Source organism: Streptomyces sp. NPDC102259 (assembly GCF_044766465.1).
Classification (GTDB): Bacteria; Actinomycetota; Actinomycetes; order Streptomycetales; family Streptomycetaceae; genus Streptomyces.
This window is the reverse complement of the sequence record NZ_JBIWMA010000003.1, coordinates 679,560-699,683: the sequence shown is the minus strand read 5'-3', so window position 1 is coordinate 699,683 and position 20,124 is coordinate 679,560. Positions and strand designations below refer to the sequence as shown.

Below are 20,124 nucleotides of genomic sequence, written 5' to 3'. Positions count from 1 at the left end.
CGCACCCGCCGCGCGCTCGCACCGTTCCCCGGCCGGTGGCACCGTTCCCCGGCCGGTGCCCCATGAAGAACCGTGATGTCCCGGTTGGGCCGGGCCCCTTCGTCACCGCGCAGCCACGGAGCGAGTTCACGCTTCCGCCCCACAGGGAGTCGTGTGACACTGGCGTCCCCCGTCCGCACTGCGGACTCCGTCCGCACCGTCCCCCACGAAAGTGCGCCGTGCGCTCACTCCCACTGCCGCTCGCCCTCACCGCGCGCCTGACCCCCGTGGTCGTGCTCGCCTGCGCGGGCTGGGCGATGTCGTCCGGGCCGCTGACCGAAAAGCAGGACACGGCGGTCAAGGACACGCAGAAGACCCAGTCCGAGAAGACGTCCGGCCCCTCCTCCACGGCCGTGTCCAAGACGTACGCCGCCGCGCCCGCCCCGTGCACCAGCGTCGCCGCGAAGACGGTCACCGCCCTCGTGCCGGGCGCCAAGACGGCGGGCAAGGAGATCCCGTCCACGGACACCGCTCTGCGCCGCACCTGCTCATGGAACGCGCTCAAGGGATACGACTACCGGTGGCTCGACGTCTCCTTCGAGATCACGGAGTCGGACGACGCGGCCCGGACGTCGTACAAGGAGCGGACCGGCGAGAAGAGCGGCGGCGGCGCGGTCCCCGGGCTCGGTGACGAGGCCTACTCGGTGGTGAACCTGACGACCGAGGACAAGCAGCAGACCCGTGAGGGCGTCGTCATCGCCCGGGTGTCCAACGCGCTGGTGGTCGTCAACTTCAACGGCAGCGACTTCGAGACGAAGAAGGCGCCCAGCACCGACGAGATCAACAAGGGCGCGATCAAGGCCGCGAAGGAAGTGGTGGCCGCCCTGTTGAATGGCGAGAAGAGCTGACCGCACGCTCCCGCCGCGCCCCGCACGCACCGAGCCGCACAGGCCGAACCGCACGGAGTGAGACACACACGCACCGAGACGCACGGGCCGAGGCACGAGAACGGCCGGAGGAGCCCGGTCGCTCCTCCGGCCGTTCTCGTTTTGTCCGTCAGACGGCGTCCTGTTCCTGCCGCGGGGGCAGCAGCAGCATCAGGGCCAGGTACAGCACCATCGAGGTGCCGAGCCCGACCGCCCAGCCGTAGTCGGCGAGGGATTCCAGCGCCGGGATCGGCCGTCCGTCGACCAGCGGCTTGAAGCTGGCGCCGCCGACGGCGAGCACTCCGCCGGTCGCGAAGGCCACCACGGCCCGCCAGTTCCAGCCGCCGTCGTACCAGTAACGGCCGCCCGTGCGGTACAGATCGGTCAGGTCGAGCTTGCCGCGGCGCAGCACCCAGTAGTCGGCGATGAGGATGCCGGCGACCGTGCCCAGCAGACCGCCGACCAGACCGAGCCAGGTGAAGATGTAGCCCTGCGGGTCGGAGTACAGCTTCCACGGGAAGATCAGCACCCCGAGGACACAGGTGGCGAGGGCGCCGGTTCGGAAACTGATCTTCCGGGGCGCGATGTTGGAGAAGTCGAAGGCGGGCGAGACCAGGTTGGCCGCGACGTTCACGGACAGGGTCGCCACCAGCACGGTCACCAGCGCGAACAGCAGACCGAAGACGTTGTCCGTCTTGGCGGCGAGCTGTACCGGATCCCAGATCGTCTCGCCGTACACGGCCTGCGAACCGGAGGTGACCATCACCGACAGCAGGGCGAACAGCGTCATGGTGGTCGGCAGACCGAGCGCCTGTCCCCAGGTCTGCGCTTTCTGCGACTTTCCGTACCGCGTGAAGTCCGGGATGTTCAGCGACAGCGTCGACCAGAAACCGATCATGCCCATCAGGGACGGCCAGAACAGCTTCCAGAAGTCGCCGCCCCAGCCGAGCTTCGACGGCTGGTCGAGCAACGGGCCGAAACCGCCTGCCTTGTTGCTCATCCAGATCAGCATCACCAGGGCGCCGACGAGGACGAACGGCGCCGCCCAGTTCTCGAAGCGCCGGATCGTCTCCATGCCCCGGTAGATGATCGCGACCTGGATCGCCCAGAAGATCGCGAACGACAGCCACATCGTCCAGGCGTAGCCGCCGATCTCACCGGCGTCGCTCCAGCCGTTTCCGATCAGTTTCCCGGCGAGGAAGTAGATCGCCTCGCCGCCGATCCAGGTCTGGATGCCGAACCAGCCGCATGCCACCAACGCCCGCACGACGGCGGGCAGGTTGGCGCCGCGGACACCGAAGGAGGCACGGGCGAAGACCGGGAAGGGGATACCGTACTTCGGCCCCGCGTGCCCGGTGAGCAGCATCGGGACCAGCACGATGACGTTGGCCAGGGCGATGGTGAGCACCGCCTGCTTCCAGTCCATGCCGACGGCTATCAGACCGGAGGCGAGCGTCCACGACGCCGTGTTGTGGGCCATGCCGACCCACAGCGCGGAGAAGTTGTACGTGGTCCAGGTGCGCTTCTCCACCGGGACCGGAAGCAGGTCCTCGTTGGCGTAGGGGCCGCTGGGCTGCGGCGCGCCCGGGGCGATCTCCACCCGGCCGTCGGCGAGGGTGACTTGGGAAGTCGGCGGTATGGCCGTGGGAGCGGTGTCGGTCATGGGCAGGCCAATCAAACGAGGGGCGGATCCGGAAAGGCCGTGCGGGCTCCGGCCCCCTCCCCCGGAAAGTCGGGGGAGGGGAGAACTGGAGTGGGGGGATGGGGAGTTGAGCGGTTTCGCTGGTTTCTGCGGTTTTCCACGCCGTACGGCGGTCCGTGGCGCCGTACGGCGGTCGTGCGCACGGGTCAGCCGTTGACGGCCGGGATCACCCGTGCCCCGTAGGCGTCGATGGTGGCCTCCTGGGCGTCGTGCATGTCGTAGACGGCGAACTGGTCCACGCCCAGCGCACGCAGCGCCTCGAGCTTCTCGATGTGCTTCTCGACCGGGCCGATGACGCAGAACCGGTCGACGATCTCGTCGGGCACGAAGGCGGTGTCGGGGTTGTCGGCCCGCCCGTGGTGCGAGTAGTCGTACCCCTCACGGGACTTGATGTAGTCGGTGAGTTCGTCCGGTACGGCGGCGGAGTGCTCGCCGTACTTGGACACCAGGTCGGCGACGTGGTTGCCGACCATCCCGCCGAACCAGCGGCACTGCTCCCGCGCGTGGGCGAGCGCCTCGGGCGAGTCGTCCTCGGTGACGTACGCCGGGGCGGCGACGCAGATCTTCACCTCGGCGGGGTCGCGGCCGGCGGCGACGGCGGCGTCCTTGACGGCCTTCACCATGTACTCGGTGAGGTAGAGGTCGGCGAGCTGGAGGATGAAGCCGTCGGCCTCCTCGCCGGTCATCTTCAGCGCCTTGGGGCCGTAGGCGGCCATCCAGACGGGGAGGTGCGCGTCCTCCTTGATCCACGGGAACTTGACGACCGTGCCGCCGAGGTCCGCCTCCTGGCCCGAGCCGAGCGCCCTGATGACCTTCATGGCCTCGCTGATCCGGGCGAGCGTGTTCGGGGTACGGCCCGCGACGCGCATCGCGGAGTCGCCGCGGCCGATGCCGCAGACCGTGCGGTTGCCGAACATGTCGTTGAGGGTGGCGAAGGTGGAGGCGGTGACCTCCCAGGTACGGGTGCCCGGGTTGGTCACCATGGGGCCCACCGTCAGGCTGCTGGTGTTCGCCAGGATCTGGCTGTAGATCACAAACGGTTCCTGCCAGAGCACGGCGGAGTCGAAGGTCCAGCCGTACGTGAAGCCGTTGCCCTCGGCACGCTTCATCAGCTCGACGACCTTCGAGGCCGGCGGGTCGGTCTGCAGGACGAGTCCGAAGTCCATGTGCGCTGCTCCTAGTTGAGGTACTGACAGGTGGAGCGCGGGGTGTAGGCGCCGTGACCGGCGTGTCCGGTGTACTCCCGCTCGGTGATGACGAGTTCGCCCCGCGACAGGACCGTCTCGACGCGGCCGGTGAGCCGCTTGCCCTCGTACGCCGAGTAGTCGACGTTCATGTGGTGCGTGTCCGCGGAGATGATCTGCTCGGCGTGCGGGTCGTAGATCACGACGTCGGCGTCGGCGCCCGGCGCGATGGTGCCCTTCTTCGGGTACATGCCGAACATGCGGGCCGGGGCGGCGCAGGCGATCTCGATCCAGCGACGGCGACTGATGTGCCCGTCGACGACGGCCTGGTGCAGCAGGTCCATCCGGTTCTCGACCCCCGGCAGACCGTTGGGGATCTTCGAGAAGTCGCCCCGGCCGAGCTCCTTCTGACCCACGAAGCAGAAGGGGCAGTGGTCGGTGGAGACGACCTGGAGATCGTTGGTCCGCAGGCCCTGCCACAGCTTGGCCTGGTGCTCCTTGGGCCGCAGCGGCGTCGAGCACACGTACTTCGAGCCCTCGAAGTCGGGCTCCGCGAGGTTGTCCGTCGACAGGAACAGGTACTGCGGACAGGTCTCACCGAAGACGTTGAGCCCCTCGTCGCGCGCCCGGGCCAGTTCCGCAACCGCTTCCATCGCCGATACGTGCACCACGTACAGCGGAGCACCCGCGACCTGCGCGAGCTTGATGGCGCGGTGGGTGGCCTCGGCCTCGAGGAGCGCCTTGCGGACCTCGCCGTGATACCTCGGATCGGTCTCGCCGCGCGCCAGCGCCTGTTCGACCAGGACGTCGATGGCGATACCGTTTTCCGCGTGCATCATGATCAGTCCGCCGTTCTCGGCGGAGCGCTGCATGGCGCGCAGGATCTGACCGTCGTCGCTGTAGAAGACGCCGGGATAGGCCATGAACTGCTTGAAGGAGGTGACGCCCTCCTCCACCAGCAGGTCCATCTCCTTCAGCGTGTCCTGGTTCACGTCGGAGACGATCATGTGGAAGCCGTAGTCGATCGCGCAGTTGCCCTCGGCCTTCGCGTGCCAGGCGTCCAGCCCCTCGCGCAGGCTGTGTCCGACGCTCTGCACGGCGAAGTCGACGATCGTGGTCGTGCCGCCCCAGGCGGCCGCCCGGGTACCGGTCTCGAAGGTGTCGGAGGCGAAGGTGCCGCCGAAGGGCAGCTCCATGTGGGTGTGGGCGTCGACCCCGCCCGGGATCACGTACTTCCCGGTGGCGTCGATGACCCGCTCGGCGGTCCAGGCCGCGGCGGCCGGGGTGCCGGAGGCGGCGAGGGCGGCGATACGGCCGTCCTCGATCAGGACGTCGGCGTGGATCTCGTCGGACGCGGTGACGACGAGGCCGCCGCGGATGACGGTACGGGTGCTCATACGTGGACGCTCCGCTGGGTTGAGGTCGTGACGTGCGGGTCGTTCGAGGCCGGTCGCGCCCCGCGGCGGAGCCGCCCACGGACGCTGCCCCGCGCCCCGGACGGGGACGCGGGGGCCTCGGGTCTTACGGTGCGGTCAGCGGGCCGTAGGCCTCCGGGCGACGGTCCCGGTAGAACTGCCAGCGGTCGCGGACCTCGCGCAGCTTGGCCATGTCGAGGTCGCGGACGACGAGTTCGGTCTCCTTGTCGCTCGCCACCTCGCCGACGAACTGGGCCTCCGGGTCCACGAAGTACGAGGTCCCGTAGAAGTCGTTGTCGCCGAGGTCCTCGACACCGACCCGGTTGATCGCGCCGACGAAGTACTCGTTGGCGACGGCCGCCGCCGGCTGCTCCAGCTGCCACAGGTACGCGGACAGACCCCGCGAGGTCGCCGACGGGTTGAAGACGATCTCGGCGCCCTCCAGCCCCAGCGCGCGCCAGCCCTCGGGGAAGTGGCGGTCGTAGCAGATGTAGACGCCGATCTTTCCGACAGCGGTCTCGAAGATCGGCCAGCCCACGTTCCCGGGCCGGAAGTAGAACTTCTCCCAGAAACCCTTCACCTGGGGGATGTGGTGCTTGCGGTACTTGCCGAGGTACGAGCCGTCGGCGTCGATCACGGCGGCGGTGTTGTAGAGGACGCCCGGCTGCTCCTCCTCGTACATCGGCAGCACCAGGACGATGCCGTGCTCCTTGGCGAGCGCCTGGAAACGCTTGACGATCGGGCCGTCCGGGATCTGCTCGGCGTACTCGTAGAACTGCGGGTCCTGGACCTGGCAGAAGTACGGTCCGTAGAACAGCTCCTGGAAACACAGGACCTGAGCACCCTGCGCGGCCGCGTCGCGGACCGCCTGCTCGTGTACCTGGATCATCGATTCCTTGTCGCCGGTCCAGGCCGTCTGGAAGACGGCGGCACGGATCACTCTGCTCATCGGGACCTCCGGTCGCTCGGTGTACGAGGAGCCTAGGAAGCCGGCGAGCCCGCTTTGAGTTGCACGGTGTCACGCCTACGGGCGTCCGGCGTGCCACCGTGTCACGTCTTGCCGGACCCATGTTTCACCACCGTTTTCCCTGGTCGTTCCATGTTTCGGAGCTGTTGCCGCGGTGCGCGGTCAGCCCAGTTGCGCGTCGTGCGCGAGAAGCGCGATGTGCACCGATGCGGCCTGTTCGAAGTCGTCGAGGTCCACGCCCAGCCGCCCCTCTATCGCCTCCAGCCGGCGGTACAGCGCGGGCCGGGAGACATGGTGGAGCTGGGCGGTGCGGGACTTGTTGCGGCCCGTTGCCAGATAGGTCCGCAGCACGGCGAGCAGGTCGTCCCCGGCCGCGCACAGCAGTCCGTCCAGTTCCCGCTCGGCGAAGGACTGCACCCGCGGGTCGTCCCGCAGCAGCCGGACCAGGCCGCGCAGATGGACGTCCTTCAGGCGGACGACGGCCGGCAGGGCGAGGGCGGCCGAGGAGTCGGCCACGGCGTCCGCGACATGCTGGGCCTCGCGCAGCCCGGCGGGCACGTCGTCCCAGACGATGCGCGGGTCGGCCGCCGCGACGACCGTACGGCTCTCCCCCGACTCGGTCCGCAGCCGGGCGGCGAAGTGCGCGGCGAGCGCCTCGGCGTCCTGGTCGCGGGCGAGGCTGAGCAGCAGGGCGGTGGCCCCGTCGGCGAGCTCGGCGACCAGCCCGGGCATCCCCAGCAGGCGGAGCATGCGCTCGAGTTGGGCGGGATCGCCGTCCCGGACGACCAGCGGGACGAAGGTCCGCCGGTTGACGGGGAGCCCGGCCGCCCGGGCCCGGGGCAGCAGTTGCCGGGCCGGCACGACACCGGAGATCAGGTCGGTGAGCAGGCTCTGCGCGGACTGTTCCTCCCAGGTGTGGGCGGAGGCGCCGCCGAGCATGCGGTGCAGGACGAGGGCCTCCGCGGCCCGGTCGGCCAGGAGCCGTCCGCCCGCGGTGTCGCCGCGGTGGCCGCAGAGCATGATCTGCCCCCACCGTTCGCCGCGTCCGCCCAGCTCGGCGCGGATCCAGCCGTCGCCCTCACTGCCGCCGGCCTGGCGGGCGATGCGCTCCCAGTCCCGCAGCACGTCGTCGACCGCCGACCGCTCCCCCGCCGTCGCCAGCACCCGGTGGGCGAGGTTGGTGACGACGACCGGACAGGCGGCGTGCTGGGCGATCACGTCGAGCAGCAGCTGGAGCGGGGCGCCCGCGGTGATCAGTCCGGTGAGGGCGGTCCGTACCGCCTCCGACAGGCTGACGGCGGCGAACTTCCGCCGGACCAGCCGGGACTGGACCTCCTCCGTCAACTCGGCGAAGGGGAAAGGGCGGTGAAGGACGACCATCGGCAGTCCGCACCGCTCGGCGGCCCGCCGCATCACGTCCGGCGGAGCGGGGAAGGCCCGCCCCAGCCCCAGCACCACGGCCGCGGCCTCCGCGCGGTGCAGGGACTGGATGTACTCGGTCTGCGCGTTCTCGTCACCGGCGAGCAGCACTCCGGTGGTGAGGACCATCTCGCCGCCGCTGAGCATCACGCCGACGTCCGCGGCCTCGGCGACGTGCACCCAGCGCACCGGCCGGTCGAGCTGGGCCGCGCCGGCCACCACCTCGGGCTCCCCGGCCAGCACCCTTTCCAGGGCCAGGACCTGACGGACCGACAGTGCGGGTTCCAGGGGTTCTACGGGCCCCCAGGGCTCCAGGGTGATGGTCATGGCGTTGTGTTCCCTTGGCTCATGCCTGCGCTACCGCGTGCTCCTCAGCGCGCCTTCGAGGATGGCGGCGCCCTCCTCGGCCTCCGCCACCGTCAGGGACAGCGGCGGGGCGACGCGCAGGGCGCTGGTGTCGTGGCCGCCGCCCTTGCCGATCAGCAGCCCGTCGGCGCGGGCCGCCTCCAGCACGGCGGCCGCGCGGTCCGGGTCCGCCTGGTCGGTGCCGGGTTTCGTCAGTTCGACGCCGATCATCAGCCCGCGCCCGCGCACCTCCCGTACCCCCGGATCCTGGGCGACGACGGCCCGCAGCCGCTCGATGAGCAGGCCGCCGACCCGCCGGGCGTTGCCCTGGAGGTCGTGTTCCAGCAGGTAGGAGAGGTTGGCGAGGCCGGCCGCCATGGTGACCTGGGTCCCGCCGAAGGTGGAGATGCTGTTGGCGTCCAGGCAGTTCATGATCTCGGAGCGGGCGATGACACCGCCGATGGACATGCCGTTGCCGATGCCCTTGGCGAAGGTGACGATGTCCGGCGGTCCGCTGCGGCCGTGCGCCTGCCAGCCCCAGAAGTGCTCGCCGGTGCGGCCCCAGCCGGTCTGCACCTCGTCGGCGATCCACAGGATCCCGTATGCGTTCAGCACTTCACGGAATGCCGCATACAGTCCGTCCGGCGGCGAGGTGAACCCGCCGACCCCCTGGATGGGCTCGGCGATCAGGGCCGCGGGCGGGCGGGTGTGACCGAGCAGGTCCTTCAGGTCCTCGACGCAGGCCTCGATGAACTCGGCGTCGGAGAGCGCGGCGAACGGGCCGCGTCCGCGTACCCCGCCGTGCACGTAGAGCGTCTGGAGCGGGGACAGCGAGGTCGGCGACCAGCCGCGGTTGCCGGTGATGCCGACCGCGCTGAAGGAACGGCCGTGGTAACTGTTGCGCATCGCGAGCACGGTGTTGCTGCGCCGGTGGGTGGTGGCGAGCAGCAGCGCCGTGTCGTTGGCCTCGGTGCCCGAGGTGGTGAAGAAGACGCGGGCGTCGGGGATGCCGCTGAGCTGGGCGATGCGCTCGGCGAGGTCGACCATGGGCCGGTTGAGATAGAGCGTCGAGGAGTGGATGATCCGCCCGGCCTGCTCGCTCACCGCCTTGGTGACCTCGGGCAGCGCGTGCGCGGTCATGGTGGTGAGGATGCCGCCGAAGAAGTCGAGGTACCTGTTGCCCTCGGCGTCCCAGACGTGCCGGCCCTCGCCGTGGGTGATCTCCAGCGGGTCCTCGTAGTAGAGGGCGAGCCAGTCCGGCAGGACCTTCCGGTGGCGGGCGTGGAGGTCCCTCACGGCTGCACCAGCCCGTCGTAGGCGTCGGGTCGGCGGTCGCGGTAGAAGGCCCACTGCTGGCGGACCTCCTCGACCAGGTCGAAGTCGAGGTCGCGGACGACGAGTTCCTCGTCCTTGTCGCTCGCGACCTCGCCGACGAACTTCCCGCGCGGGTCGACGAAGTACGACGTCCCGTAGAAGTCGTTGTCCCCGTACTCCTCGACGCCGACCCGGTTGATCGCGGCGACGAAGTACTCGTTGGCGACCGCGGCCGCGGGCTGCTCCAGCTGCCAGAGGTGGGCGGAGAGGCCGCGGTGGGTCGCGGACGGGTTGTAGACCAGTTGGGCGCCGTTGAGACCGAGTTGCCGCCAGCCCTCCGGGAAGTGCCGGTCGTAACAGATGTAGACGCCCACCTTGCCGACGGCCGTGTCGAAGACGGGCCAGCCGATGTTGCCGGGCTTGAAGTAGTACTTCTCCCAGAAACCCTTCACCTGCGGGATGTGGTGTTTCCGGTACTTGCCGAGGTACGACCCGTCGGCGTCGATCACGGCGGCGGTGTTGTAGTAGAAACCGGACTGCTCGACCTCGAAGACCGGCACGACGACGACCATCCCCGTCTCGCGCGCGAGCTCCTGCATACGACGCACGGTCGGCCCGTCGGGGACCGGCTCGGCCCAGCGGTAGTGCTCCGGCTCCTGGACCTGACAGAAGTAGGGAGCGTTGAAGACCTCCTGGAACCCGATGATCTTGGCGCCCCGACGGGCCGCCTCGCGGGCGTGCTCCTCGTGTTTCGCCACCATGGACTCGGTGTCGCCGGTCCAGGTGGCCTGGACGAGTGCGGCACGTACGACGTTGGCCATGAGCTGCTCCTTCGACGGGACGTCAGAGCCTCTACGCCCGTAGACGAAGGTCGTAGAGGGACGAACGTAAGCCTCCGGGACGGGCTTGCCAAGACCATCGTCGTTAACCCGCCGAGTCGATCGCGTTTCACACTCCGGTGGGTGAGTCGCGGGCCGTACGGCGCAAGGGGTGACCGGGTCAGGCGGTGAAGCCGGCCACCCTGAGGGCGTGCACCAGGTCCCAGTGGCGTTCCTCCGAGACGGTCCGGGCGGCCTCCAGCACGAGGGGGACGAGGGTCTGCGGGGCCGGGGCGACGCTGCGGGCGGCCTCCTCGGGGGTGCGGACCCGGACGTAGGCGTCGAGCAGCGCGCTGACCTCGCGTCGCCGGCCCTCCTCGACCAGACCGAGGACGGCCTGCCCGATCTCGGTGGCCGGCCGGGCGACGCCCTGGCGCAGGATCTGCTCGCCGTCGGCCGTGCGCCCCACCGCGACCAGTGCGTCGGCCGCGGCGACGAGCCGGTCGGCGGGCAAGGAGGCGGCCTCCCAGAGCAGGGTGGTCCAGTCGGCGGTCAGCCCGGCGCGCTGGAGTTCGGCCGCGAGCAGCGGGATGCGGGCGGCCGGCCAGTAGGCGAGCTCGACGAGCAGGGCGTGCGCCTCGCCGCTGCGGCCTTCCCCGCGCAGGCGCACCAGACGCTCGACCGTCTCGACGGTCTCCCGCCGGGCCGCCGTGTCCAGCGGCTCGCGCCGCGGCTCGGTCCGTTCGGCGGTCTCGGCGGCGGCCCCGGCGAAGCGGGCGCCGCGCGGCGTGCGGCGCCCGGTCGGGGCGGGCGCGGGCGCCACCGGCGCGGTGTCGGGCGGTACGGCGGCGGAGGCGGCGTCCGCCTCCTCCTCGGCCATCCCGGCGAAACGGGCGCTGCCGCGGCGGCGCTTGCGCTGTTTGGGGACGGGGGCCGCGGCGGCGGTGTCCTCGGCGGGAGCCGGCTCGACGGGGGCCGGCCGGGGGGCTGCGGCGTCGGCCGCCGGCGCCTCGGCCTCGTACGCGTCGACCTGCGGTCCGGCCGTGGGCTGGGCGACGCCATGACCGGCAAAGACTTCGTACCCGGTGGAAGCGTCGTACCCGGTGGAGGCGTCGTACCCGGCAGGTGAGTCGTAGCCGGTGGGAGCTCCGTGGGCGGCGGGAGCCCCGTGGGCGGGGTCGGCGGTGTGCTGGGCGGGCCTGGGGCCGGGGGGCGCGCCGGGCGTCGGGAGCCGGTCCGACTCCGCCATCCGGTAGCGGAGTTCGGCGCACCGCGCAGTGGCCCGTTCATGGTCGTCGTGGGCCCAGGCGAGGTCGAGACGGATCGCGTCGGCCTGCTCCTGGGTGGCCGCGGACGGGAGCCTGCGCCCCAGGTCGGCCAGTCGTTCGGCGGCGTAGCGCTGCTCGCGGAGCATCACGTCGAGCCGGTCCCCGAGGGCGTCGCGGCCACCGGGCCGGGCGTCGTGGGCGGCGAGGGCGGCGGCGTGCAGGGGCCGGACCCGTTCCGCCTGCTGCTCGGCGACCGCGGTCCCGTACTCGGCGGCGAGGTCCTGGAGCACCGCCTCCACCACGTCCCAGGGCGGCACCTCACGCCCGTCCAGGCAGGCCTGCATGCCGTCGGGATCGCGTTGCCAGAACACCGCGCACCAGCCGGCGCCCTGATCGAGGCGTGCCAGCAGTCCGTTCAGGTAGCTCGCGAACTCCCGTACCCGGCCCGGGAGTTGATCCACAACCATCGCTCGACTCCCGCCCCGACCGGAACACTCCGGTTCGTAGAAAACACCAACGGTGTTACAGCGCGGCTACGGCCAGTTTTCGAAACCGACGCGACGACGTGTGCGCACGATCGCGACCGGGCGCGGACAGCGACCCCAGGGTGTCACGCCGGGGCGGGCACGCACAGCCCCGCCAGCTCGTCCATCGACAGGCCGAGCACGCGGGCGAGCGCGGCGACGGTGAAGAACGCCGGGGTGGGGGCGCGGCCGGTCTCGATCTTGCGGAGGGTCTCGGCGGAGATGCCGGCGTTCGCCGCGACGATGGCCATGCTCCGGCCGCCGCGGGCCTCGCGCAGCAGCAGCCCGAGCCGTTCGCCGCGTTCGCGCTCTTCGGGGGTGAGGGGGGTACGCACCATGACCCCATTCTAATACCGGTATAGTAATTGGCATGGTGGAGCTCAAGACAGACACATCGATCGAGGCCATGTACGCAGCGGGACAGGTCGTCGCACGGGCGCTGACGGCCGTGCGGGACGCCGCCGACGTGGGCGTGTCCCTGCTGGAACTGGACGAGCTGGCGCACGACGTGCTGCGGGAGGCGGGGGCGACGTCCCCCTTCCTCGGCTACCGCCCGTCCTTCGCCATGACGCCCTTCCCGGCGGTGCTCTGCGCGTCCGTGAACGACGCGATCGTGCACGGCATCCCCACCGGATACCGGCTGCGCGACGGCGACCTCCTCTCGGCCGACTTCGGCGCCACGCTCGACGGCTGGGCCGGCGACTCCGCGATCAGCTTCACCGTGGGCACGCCGCGCCCGGCGGACGTCCGGCTGATCGAGACCGCCGAGCGCGCCCTCGCGGCCGGCATCGAGGCGGCGGTCGTCGGCAACCGCATCGGCGACATCGCGCACGCGATCGGCACGGTGTGCCGGGAGGCGGGCTACGGCATCCCGGAAGGCTTCGGAGGCCACGGAATCGGCCGCCACATGCACGAGGACCCCTCGGTCCCCAACGAGGGCCGCCCTGGCCGCGGCTACCCCCTGCGCCACGGCATGGCCCTCGCGATCGAACCCATGCTGATCGCGAGCGGCAAGGACGGCTACCACGAGGCCGAGGACGGCTGGACCCTGCGCACCAACGACGGTTCGCGGGCGGCCCACGCGGAACACACGGTGGCGATCACGGAAAGCGGTCCGAGGATCCTCACCGAGCGCCGGTAGGACCGTTCCGCCGAGGGGCGCGGGGCGTCGGCGGGACGCCGTACGGCGGCGGGTCCCAGGACATGCCGCGCCCTGCGGATCGTGCCATCGTGGTGTAGCCCGGCACGGACACGGGCAACCGTCCGCTCCGGCAGCGCACGTCGATCGAACGGAACGCCATGACCAGCGACTTCTCCAGCCCGGAGGGGTACGGCGACCCCTTCGGAGAGTTCCTGGCCCGCTTCTTCGGCGGACCCCGCCCCGGCCCCCGGCAGATCAACATCGGCCAGCTCCTCAGCCGGCCCGCGAGGGAGCTCGTGCGCGGCGCGGCCCAGTACGCGGCCGAGCACGGCAGCCGCGACCTGGACACCGAGCACCTGCTGCGCGCGGCCCTCGGCGCGGAGCCGACCCGCACGCTGCTCAGCCGGGCCGGCGCCGACCCCGAGTCCCTCGCGTCGGAGATCGACGAGCGCTCGGGCCCGGTCCAGCACCCGCCGGGCGAGGTGCCGCCTCCCACGTCGCTGTCGCTGACCCCGGCCGCCAAACGCGCCCTGCTGGACGCGCACGACCTGGCCCGCTCGCGCGGCGCCGGCTACATCGGCCCGGAGCACGTGCTCAGCGCTCTCGCCTCGAACCCGGACTCCGCGGCCGGGCACATCCTCAACGCGGCCCGCTTCGCCGCCACGGGCCTGCCGAGCGACCCGCCGGACACCGCGCAGGCGTCCCGCCCCGGTGACCGGCAGCGGCCCACCGGCACGCCGACGCTGGACAAGTACGGCACGGATCTCACGGAGCTGGCCCGCCAGGGCCGGATCGACCCGGTGATCGGCCGGGACGACGAGATCGAGCAGACCATCGAGGTGCTCTCCCGGCGCGGCAAGAACAACCCGGTGCTGATCGGTGACGCGGGCGTCGGCAAGACCGCCATCGTGGAGGGACTGGCCCAGCGGATCGTGGACGGGGACGTGCCGGACGTCCTCGTCGCGCGGCGCGTGGTCGCCCTGGACCTGACGGGCGTGGTCGCGGGCACCCGTTTCCGCGGCGACTTCGAGGAGCGGCTGACCACGATCGTCGACGAGATCCGCGCCCACTCCGACCAGCTGATCGTCTTCATCGACGAGCTGCACACCGTCGTCGGCGCGGGAGGCGGTGGCGAGGGCGGGGGGTCGATGGACGCCGGCAACATCCTCAAGCCGGCCCTGGCCCGCGGCGAGCTGCACATCGTGGGCGCGACGACGCTGGAGGAGTACCGGCGGATCGAGAAGGACGCGGCGCTCGCCCGCCGCTTCCAGCCGATCCTCGTCCCGGAGCCGTCCGTCGTGGACGCGCTGGAGATCCTGCGCGGGCTGCGCGACCGCTACGAGGCCCACCACCAAGTCCGTTACACCGACGAGGCGCTCGTCGCGGCCGTGGAGCTGTCCGACCGCTACCTCACCGACCGCCGCCTGCCCGACAAGGCGATCGACCTGATCGACCAGGCCGGCGCCCGGGTGCGGCTCGGCGCCCGCACCAAGGGCACGGACGTACGGGCCATGGAGCGCGAGGCCGAGGAACTGGCCCGCGACAAGGACCAGGCGGTCGCGGACGAACAGTACGAGCAGGCCACCCGGCTGCGGGACCGCATCGTCGAGTTGAAGCAGCGCATCGCGGACGCGAGCGGCGAGGCCACCTCCGACGAGGGCCGGCATCTGGAGGTGACCGCGGAGGCGATCGCCGAGGTGGTGTCCCGGCAGACCGGCATCCCGGTCGCCAGCCTCACCCAGGAGGAGAAGGCCCGCCTGCTCGCCCTGGAGGAGCACCTGCACGAGCGGGTCGTCGGCCAGGAGGAGGCTGTACGGGTCGTCGCGGACGCGGTGCTGCGCTCGCGCGCCGGGCTCGCCAGCCCGGACCGGCCGATCGGCAGCTTCCTGTTCCTCGGCCCGACCGGGGTCGGCAAGACCGAACTGGCCCGCGCGCTCGCCGAGTCGCTGTTCGGCAGCGAGGATCGCATGGTCCGGCTCGACATGAGCGAGTACCAGGAGCGGCACACGGTGAGCCGTCTGGTCGGCGCCCCGCCCGGCTACGTCGGCCACGAGGAGGCCGGGCAGCTGACGGAGACCGTCCGCCGGCACCCGTACTCGCTGCTCCTGCTCGACGAGGTGGAGAAGGCGCACCCGGACGTCTTCAACATCCTGCTGCAGGTCCTCGACGACGGCCGGCTCACCGACTCCCAGGGCCGTACGGTCGACTTCACCAACACGGTCATCGTGATGACCAGCAACCTGGGCTCGGAGGCGATCACCCGGCGCGGCGCCGGCATCGGCTTCGGATCGGGTGGCGCGGACGCCGACGAGGAGGCGCGGCGCGAGCAGATCCTGCGTCCGCTGCGCGAGCACTTCCGGCCGGAGTTCCTCAATCGGATCGACGAGATCGTCGTGTTCCGGCAGCTCACGAGTGAGCAACTGCGGCGGATCACCGACCTGTTGCTGGAGCGGACGCGGCGGCTGGTGCAAGCCCAGGGCATCACGGCCGAGTTCACCGACGCGGCCGTCGACTGGCTCGCCGAGCGCGGCTACCAGCCCGAGTACGGCGCCCGCCCGCTGCGCCGCACGATCCAGCGCGAGGTCGACAACCAGCTGTCCCGGCTGCTGCTCGACGGGCGGGTCGAGGAGGGCGACCGGGTGAGGGTGGAGGTCGAGGACGGGCGGCTCGCGTTCCGTACGAACACCGGCGAACCACCCGCCCCCGGGAGCTGAATCCTGTCGGGGCGACCGGACGGCTCTACGGCGCCGGACGCACCACCTGGGCCGAACCGCCGCCGCGTCGTACGGTTTCGGCGGCGGCCAGCCACTTGCCGTCCGGCAGCCGCTGCACGGCCGTCGCCGCGCCGATCTCGGGGTTGAGCTTGAAGGAGTGCCCGATGGCCTCCAGGCGGGCCCGCAGCCCGTCGGGACTGGTGTCGTTGTAGAGCGCGGGCTCCAACTCCGTCTGGGCGGCGTTGCGTTGACTGGCGCGCGGGGCGGCGATCGCGTCGACGAGCGGCAGTCCGCGGTCGAGGAACCCGGTCAGGGTCTGGAGCACGGTGGTGATGATGGTCGCGCCGCCTGGCGAACCCAGCGCCACCACCGGCTTGTCGTTCCGGTCGAGCACGATCGTCGGCGAGATCGACGAGCGCGGCCGCTTGCCCGGTCCTGGCAGGTTCGGGTCGTGGACCGTCGGGCTCGCGGGGGCGAAGGAGAAGTCCGTCAGCTCGTTGTTGAGCAGGAAGCCGCGGCCGGGCACCGTGATGCCGCTGCCGCCGGTCTGCTCGATGGTGAGCGTGTAGGAGACCACGTCGCCCCACTTGTCGGCGACGGTGAGGTGCGTGGTGTTCTCGCCCTCGTACGTCGTCGGCGCCGCCGTGCCGCCCGTGCCGCAGGCGGCCGGGTGGCGCGGGTCGCCGGGCGCCACCGGGCTGGTGAGGACCGCGTCGTCCTTGATGAGGCAGGCGCGCGAGTCGGCGTACTTCTGCGACAGCAGCTGCTTGGTGGGGACGTCCTCGAAGGCGGGGTCGCCGACCCAGCGCCCGCGGTCGGCGAACGAGATCCGGCTGGCTTCGAGGTAGTGGTGCAGGTACTGGACCTCGCTCGCCTTCGAGAGGTCCGTCCTCTCCAGGATGTTGAGGGCCTCGCCGACCGTCGTGCCGCCCGAGGACGAGGGCGCGATGGAGTAGACGCCCAGGCCGCGGTACGAGGTCTTCGTGGGGGCCTGGAGCTTGGCGCGGTAGGCCGCGAGGTCCTTGGCGGACAACTCGCCCGGCCGGGCGTTCCAGCCCGAACCCGGGTCCACGGGTGGCTTGTTCACCGTGGAGACGATGTCGTCGCCGAGGTCGCCGCGGTAGATCGCGCCGACGCCCCTGCGGGCCAGCTCCTCATAGGTGCGGGCGAGGTCGGGATTCTTGAACGTGGATCCCACCACGGGGAGTTGACCGCCGGGCAGGAACAGCTTCGCCGTGTCCGGGAAGTAGCGGAAGCGGGTCTCGTTGGCCGCGGTCTGGGTGCGGAAGGTGTCGTCGACGGTGAAGCCGTCGCGGGCGATGCGCTGGGCGGGCTTCAGGACCGTGCCGAGCTTTTCGCTGCCCCACTCCTTCAGCGCGGTCGCCCAGGTGGCGGGGGTCCCCGGGGTGCCGACGCCCAGACCGCTGGTGACGGCGTCGGCGAAGGCGAGCGGCTTGCCGTTCTCCAGGAAGAGACCGGAGTCCGCGCTCAGCGGGGCGGTCTCACGGCCGTCGATGGTGTGCACCGTACGGGACCTGGCGTCGTAGTAGACGAAGTAGCCGCCTCCACCGATGCCGGAGGAGTAGGGCTCGGTGACGCCGAGGGCGGCGGCGGTGGCCACGGCCGCGTCGACGGCGTTGCCCCCCTTGCGCAGCACCTCGATGCCGGCCGCGGAGGCGTCGGCGTCGACGCTGGCGACCGCACCGCCGTAGCCGACGGCGACCGGGACCTTCGCGACAGTGGCTCTCTCAGCGGCGGGTGGCGCCGCGGCCCCCACCGTGACCACGGCGGCCGAGACCGCCAGGACCGACAGTTTCCGCGCGACAGGGCGACGCATCCGTACCTCCAGTCCAGGAACGTCCGCGCAGCGTAACCAGTTTCCCGGGGCCCCGACAGCCTCCTTCCGGGCACTGTCATACGACTGCCACACCTCGAACACGGGTACGCCCCGGCCGTGCTCGCCCGCTACCATGCGCGCCCATGAACGACGACGTGCGCAATATCGTCCTGGGCGTGGTCGCGGCCGGCATCAGTGCCGCGCTCGGCTGGTTGACCCGCACCCATCTGTGGAAGCGCAGACTCCGGCGCAAGCAGGCCTTCTTCGGGCTGCCCGAGAACTCGGAGTGCCTGCTCGTCGTCAACCGCGACGCGGGCAGCCCCGACCTCGCGGTGCACCGCCACGACGTGTTCGCACTGCTGGAGCTCGCCGCGCTCATCAAGGACTGCGGGGCGGGCGCCGAGGTGGTCACCCAGGACGTGGCCCGGCAGGGTTTCGGAGAGCGGACGGAGTTCTGCGTCGGCGGCCCGGGGTCGAACCGCCGGATGGCGGCCCACATCCAGGCCATGCTGCCCGGGGTGCGCGTCAACACCGACCGCGAACCGGGCCCGGACCGGCTGGCGTTCCAGATAGGCGGCGAGCACCACCGTATGGAACCGGGCGTCACCGAGTACGTCCTGCTGGCCCGGCTCACCGCCGGCCGACGGCGCGAGGCGCGGCCGGTGTTCCTGTTCTGCGGCCAGCGCGCGATCAACAACCAGGCCGCCACCCGCTACCTGGTCCGCAACCACGAGCGACTGGCCCGCAAACACGGGAACGGCTCCTTCGTGCTGCTCCTGAAGGTCATCAACTCCCAGGCGTACGGCCCCGATGTGGTCGAACTGGTCGAGGACGTGACCCGGGCGGCGCAGGCGCCCCTGCCGGACCCAACAATTGTTACTCCCACGTAACTTACCGACGGTTACCTCTGGTGGGGCGGAGCGGTTACCGTCGGGTCACTTTGCGATGGCGCAGGCAAGAGGAGTGACCCGTGGGACGACAGCACCGCATGGCCCTTCGTACGACCGCCATGGGCGCCGCCTGCGCGACCCTGGTCGCCGGCGGGGTGCTGGGCCTGACGCCCGCCGCCCGGGCCGCCACCGGCGCGGTCCGCTACGTCGACATCGCCGGGGACGGCGGCACGGTCCTCAAGGCCAACGTGGTCACCCCCGCCGACAACGCCGGCCGCCACCCGCTGATCGTGCTGCCGACGAGCTGGGGCTTCCCCCAGGTGCAGTACCTCGCCCAGGCGCAGCGACTCGCCGACTCCGGTTATGTCGTGCTCAGTTACAACGTGCGCGGCTTCTGGCAGTCCGGCGGCGAGATCGACGTGGCCGGGCCGCACGATGTCGCCGACGCCGCCAAGGTCGTCGACTGGGCACTCGCCCACACCCCCAGCGACCCGGAGAACGTCGGCATGGCGGGCGTCTCGTACGGCGCCGGGATCAGCCTGCTGGCGGCCGCCCACGACCCGCGCGTCAAGGCCGTCGCCTCGCTCAGCGGCTGGGGCGACCTGATCGACTCGATCTACTCCGGCCGCACCCAGCACGTCCAGGCCGCCGCCGTGCTCGACACGGTGGGCGCGGTCGTCGGCCGCCGGAGCGCCGAGTCCCAGGAGGTCTTCTCGGCCTTCTACTCCTCCGACCTGTCGAAGGAGAAGGAGATCGTCGCCTGGGGGCAGAAACGTTCCCCCGCTACCTACCTGGACCAGCTCAACCAGAACGACACGGCGATCATGATGGCCGGCGCCTGGGGCGACACGATCTTCCCGCCCAACCAGTCCGCCGCCTTCTACGAGAAGCTGACCGGCCCGAAGCGGCTGGAGCTGCGCCCCGGCGACCACGCGACCGCCGAGCTCACCGGTCTGTTCGGGCTGCCCAACGACGTGTGGACCGACACCGCGCGCTGGTTCGACCACTACCTCAAGGGCGAGGACAACGGCATCGACCGCGAACAGCCCGTCCGGCTCAAGTCCCGTTCCACCGGCGGCTACGAGGGATATCCGGACTGGAAGTCGGTGAACGCGACCCGCGGGAAGATCGCCCTCGCGGGCTCCACCACGATCCACACCAACGTGGACTCGGGCGCCGACGGCGGCATCGTCTTCCTGTCCAGCATCCTCGACCAGGCGGCGAAGCTGCCCCCCGTGGCCGCGATCCCCCTGCTCCTCCGCCGCTGGACCGCCGTATGGCAGTCCGGGACGTACGCCACCGCCCAGCGGGTGCGCGGCACCGCGAAGGTGCACACCACCGTCACCCCGACCGAGGAGAGCGGCACCCTCGTCGCCTACCTCTACGACGTGGGGCCGCTCGGCCTCGGCAAGCTGGTCGCCAACGCGCCGTACACCTTCCACGGGAACACGCCGGGCGAGCCGTTCGGTCTCGATCTGGACCTGTTCTCCACGGCCTACGACGTCCCGGCGGGGCACCGGCTCGCCCTGGTCGTCGACACCGTCGACCCGCTCTACATCGAGCACAACCCGTCCGGCGCGCGGCTGACCTTCTCCTCGCCGGCGAACGACCCGTCGTACGTGTCGGTTCCGCTGCGCGAGGAGTGATCTCCGGCCGCCGCCGGGGTGGGTGGGCTCTGCGG

The 20,124-nt window shown here is 71.3% G+C and carries 15 protein-coding genes; 5 read left to right on the top strand and 10 right to left on the bottom strand.

Features of this window, described 5'->3' with window-relative positions; translation table 11 throughout:
- Window positions 1-218: 218 nt before the first annotated feature.
- A complete protein-coding gene (locus tag ACIRPU_RS11770) occupies window positions 219-887 on the top strand; it encodes a hypothetical protein (RefSeq protein WP_403865024.1) in 669 nt (222 codons plus the stop codon).
- Window positions 888-1,035: 148 nt separating this feature from the next.
- On the opposite strand, the gene ACIRPU_RS11765 is transcribed toward ACIRPU_RS11770, so the two are convergent.
- From ACIRPU_RS11765 to ACIRPU_RS11725, 9 genes are all read right to left on the bottom strand, one after another.
- Window positions 1,036-2,568, bottom strand: coding sequence for an NCS1 family nucleobase:cation symporter-1 (locus tag ACIRPU_RS11765; RefSeq protein WP_355709317.1), 1,533 nt, complete (start codon window positions 2,566-2,568; stop codon window positions 1,036-1,038).
- 185 nt (window positions 2,569-2,753) lie between these two features.
- Window positions 2,754-3,773, bottom strand: coding sequence for a TIGR03842 family LLM class F420-dependent oxidoreductase (locus tag ACIRPU_RS11760; protein ID WP_384118299.1), 1,020 nt, complete (start codon window positions 3,771-3,773; stop codon window positions 2,754-2,756).
- An 11-nt stretch (window positions 3,774-3,784) separates the two neighbouring features.
- Window positions 3,785-5,188: a dihydropyrimidinase gene (gene hydA, locus ACIRPU_RS11755; RefSeq protein ID WP_403865019.1), complete on the bottom strand. Its 1,404-nt coding sequence runs from the start codon at window positions 5,186-5,188 to the stop codon at window positions 3,785-3,787.
- A 124-nt stretch (window positions 5,189-5,312) separates the two neighbouring features.
- Window positions 5,313-6,155, bottom strand: coding sequence for a nitrilase-related carbon-nitrogen hydrolase (locus ACIRPU_RS11750; protein WP_355709311.1), 843 nt, complete (start codon window positions 6,153-6,155; stop codon window positions 5,313-5,315).
- A 180-nt stretch (window positions 6,156-6,335) separates the two neighbouring features.
- Entirely contained in the window at window positions 6,336-7,919 is a 1,584-nt protein-coding gene (locus ACIRPU_RS11745; protein ID WP_403865016.1) for a PucR family transcriptional regulator, read from the bottom strand.
- A gap of 30 nt (window positions 7,920-7,949) precedes the next feature.
- Entirely contained in the window at window positions 7,950-9,233 is a 1,284-nt protein-coding gene (locus ACIRPU_RS11740; protein ID WP_403865013.1) for an aspartate aminotransferase family protein, read from the bottom strand.
- The gene (locus tag ACIRPU_RS11735; protein WP_020125512.1) at window positions 9,230-10,072 is read right to left on the bottom strand and encodes a nitrilase-related carbon-nitrogen hydrolase; all 843 of its coding nucleotides are present in this window, start codon (window positions 10,070-10,072) and stop codon (window positions 9,230-9,232) included. Before ACIRPU_RS11735 ends, ACIRPU_RS11740 begins: the two co-directional genes overlap by 4 nt.
- 178 nt (window positions 10,073-10,250) lie before the next feature.
- A complete protein-coding gene (locus ACIRPU_RS11730; RefSeq protein WP_403865010.1) occupies window positions 10,251-11,804 on the bottom strand; it encodes a hypothetical protein in 1,554 nt (517 codons plus the stop codon).
- Window positions 11,805-11,947: 143 nt separating this feature from the next.
- Window positions 11,948-12,199, bottom strand: coding sequence for a helix-turn-helix domain-containing protein (locus tag ACIRPU_RS11725; RefSeq protein ID WP_403865007.1), 252 nt, complete (start codon window positions 12,197-12,199; stop codon window positions 11,948-11,950).
- A gap of 32 nt (window positions 12,200-12,231) precedes the next feature.
- Here ACIRPU_RS11725 and map point away from each other — a divergent pair, with 32 nt between their 5' ends.
- Window positions 12,232-13,002: a type I methionyl aminopeptidase gene (gene map / locus ACIRPU_RS11720; protein WP_403865004.1), complete on the top strand. Its 771-nt coding sequence runs from the start codon at window positions 12,232-12,234 to the stop codon at window positions 13,000-13,002.
- A gap of 158 nt (window positions 13,003-13,160) precedes the next feature.
- The gene (locus ACIRPU_RS11715; RefSeq protein WP_403865001.1) at window positions 13,161-15,716 is read left to right on the top strand and encodes an ATP-dependent Clp protease ATP-binding subunit; all 2,556 of its coding nucleotides are present in this window, start codon (window positions 13,161-13,163) and stop codon (window positions 15,714-15,716) included.
- A 25-nt stretch (window positions 15,717-15,741) separates the two neighbouring features.
- Here the strand turns inward: ACIRPU_RS11715 and ggt are convergent, their stop codons facing one another.
- Window positions 15,742-17,553, bottom strand: a complete 1,812-nt coding sequence (gene ggt, locus ACIRPU_RS11710; RefSeq protein WP_403864998.1) for a gamma-glutamyltransferase — start codon at window positions 17,551-17,553, stop codon at window positions 15,742-15,744.
- A gap of 143 nt (window positions 17,554-17,696) precedes the next feature.
- Here ggt and ACIRPU_RS11705 point away from each other — a divergent pair, with 143 nt between their 5' ends.
- Together ACIRPU_RS11705 and ACIRPU_RS11700 are read left to right on the top strand one after the other, a co-directional pair.
- A complete protein-coding gene (locus ACIRPU_RS11705) occupies window positions 17,697-18,443 on the top strand; it encodes a hypothetical protein (RefSeq protein WP_385557229.1) in 747 nt (248 codons plus the stop codon).
- A gap of 98 nt (window positions 18,444-18,541) precedes the next feature.
- Complete coding sequence (locus tag ACIRPU_RS11700) at window positions 18,542-20,089, top strand: CocE/NonD family hydrolase (RefSeq protein WP_403865102.1); 1,548 nt, start codon at window positions 18,542-18,544, stop codon at window positions 20,087-20,089.
- Window positions 20,090-20,124: the final 35 nt, after the last annotated feature.

Coding starts and splice junctions, on each gene's coding strand:
- ACIRPU_RS11715 (WP_403865001.1), top strand. CDS start 13,161: ATGACCAGCGACTTCTCCAGCCCGGAGGGGTACGGCGACCCCTTCGGA.
- ACIRPU_RS11735 (WP_020125512.1), bottom strand. CDS start 10,072: ATGGCCAACGTCGTACGTGCCGCACTCGTCCAGGCCACCTGGACCGGC.
- hydA (WP_403865019.1), bottom strand. CDS start 5,188: ATGAGCACCCGTACCGTCATCCGCGGCGGCCTCGTCGTCACCGCGTCC.
- ACIRPU_RS11730 (WP_403865010.1), bottom strand. CDS start 11,804: ATGGTTGTGGATCAACTCCCGGGCCGGGTACGGGAGTTCGCGAGCTAC.
- ACIRPU_RS11700 (WP_403865102.1), top strand. CDS start 18,542: ATGGCCCTTCGTACGACCGCCATGGGCGCCGCCTGCGCGACCCTGGTC.
- map (WP_403865004.1), top strand. CDS start 12,232: ATGGTGGAGCTCAAGACAGACACATCGATCGAGGCCATGTACGCAGCG.
- ggt (WP_403864998.1), bottom strand. CDS start 17,553: ATGCGTCGCCCTGTCGCGCGGAAACTGTCGGTCCTGGCGGTCTCGGCC.
- ACIRPU_RS11760 (WP_384118299.1), bottom strand. CDS start 3,773: ATGGACTTCGGACTCGTCCTGCAGACCGACCCGCCGGCCTCGAAGGTC.
- ACIRPU_RS11705 (WP_385557229.1), top strand. CDS start 17,697: ATGAACGACGACGTGCGCAATATCGTCCTGGGCGTGGTCGCGGCCGGC.
- ACIRPU_RS11725 (WP_403865007.1), bottom strand. CDS start 12,199: ATGGTGCGTACCCCCCTCACCCCCGAAGAGCGCGAACGCGGCGAACGG.
- ACIRPU_RS11745 (WP_403865016.1), bottom strand. CDS start 7,919: ATGACCATCACCCTGGAGCCCTGGGGGCCCGTAGAACCCCTGGAACCC.
- ACIRPU_RS11750 (WP_355709311.1), bottom strand. CDS start 6,155: ATGAGCAGAGTGATCCGTGCCGCCGTCTTCCAGACGGCCTGGACCGGC.
- ACIRPU_RS11765 (WP_355709317.1), bottom strand. CDS start 2,568: ATGACCGACACCGCTCCCACGGCCATACCGCCGACTTCCCAAGTCACC.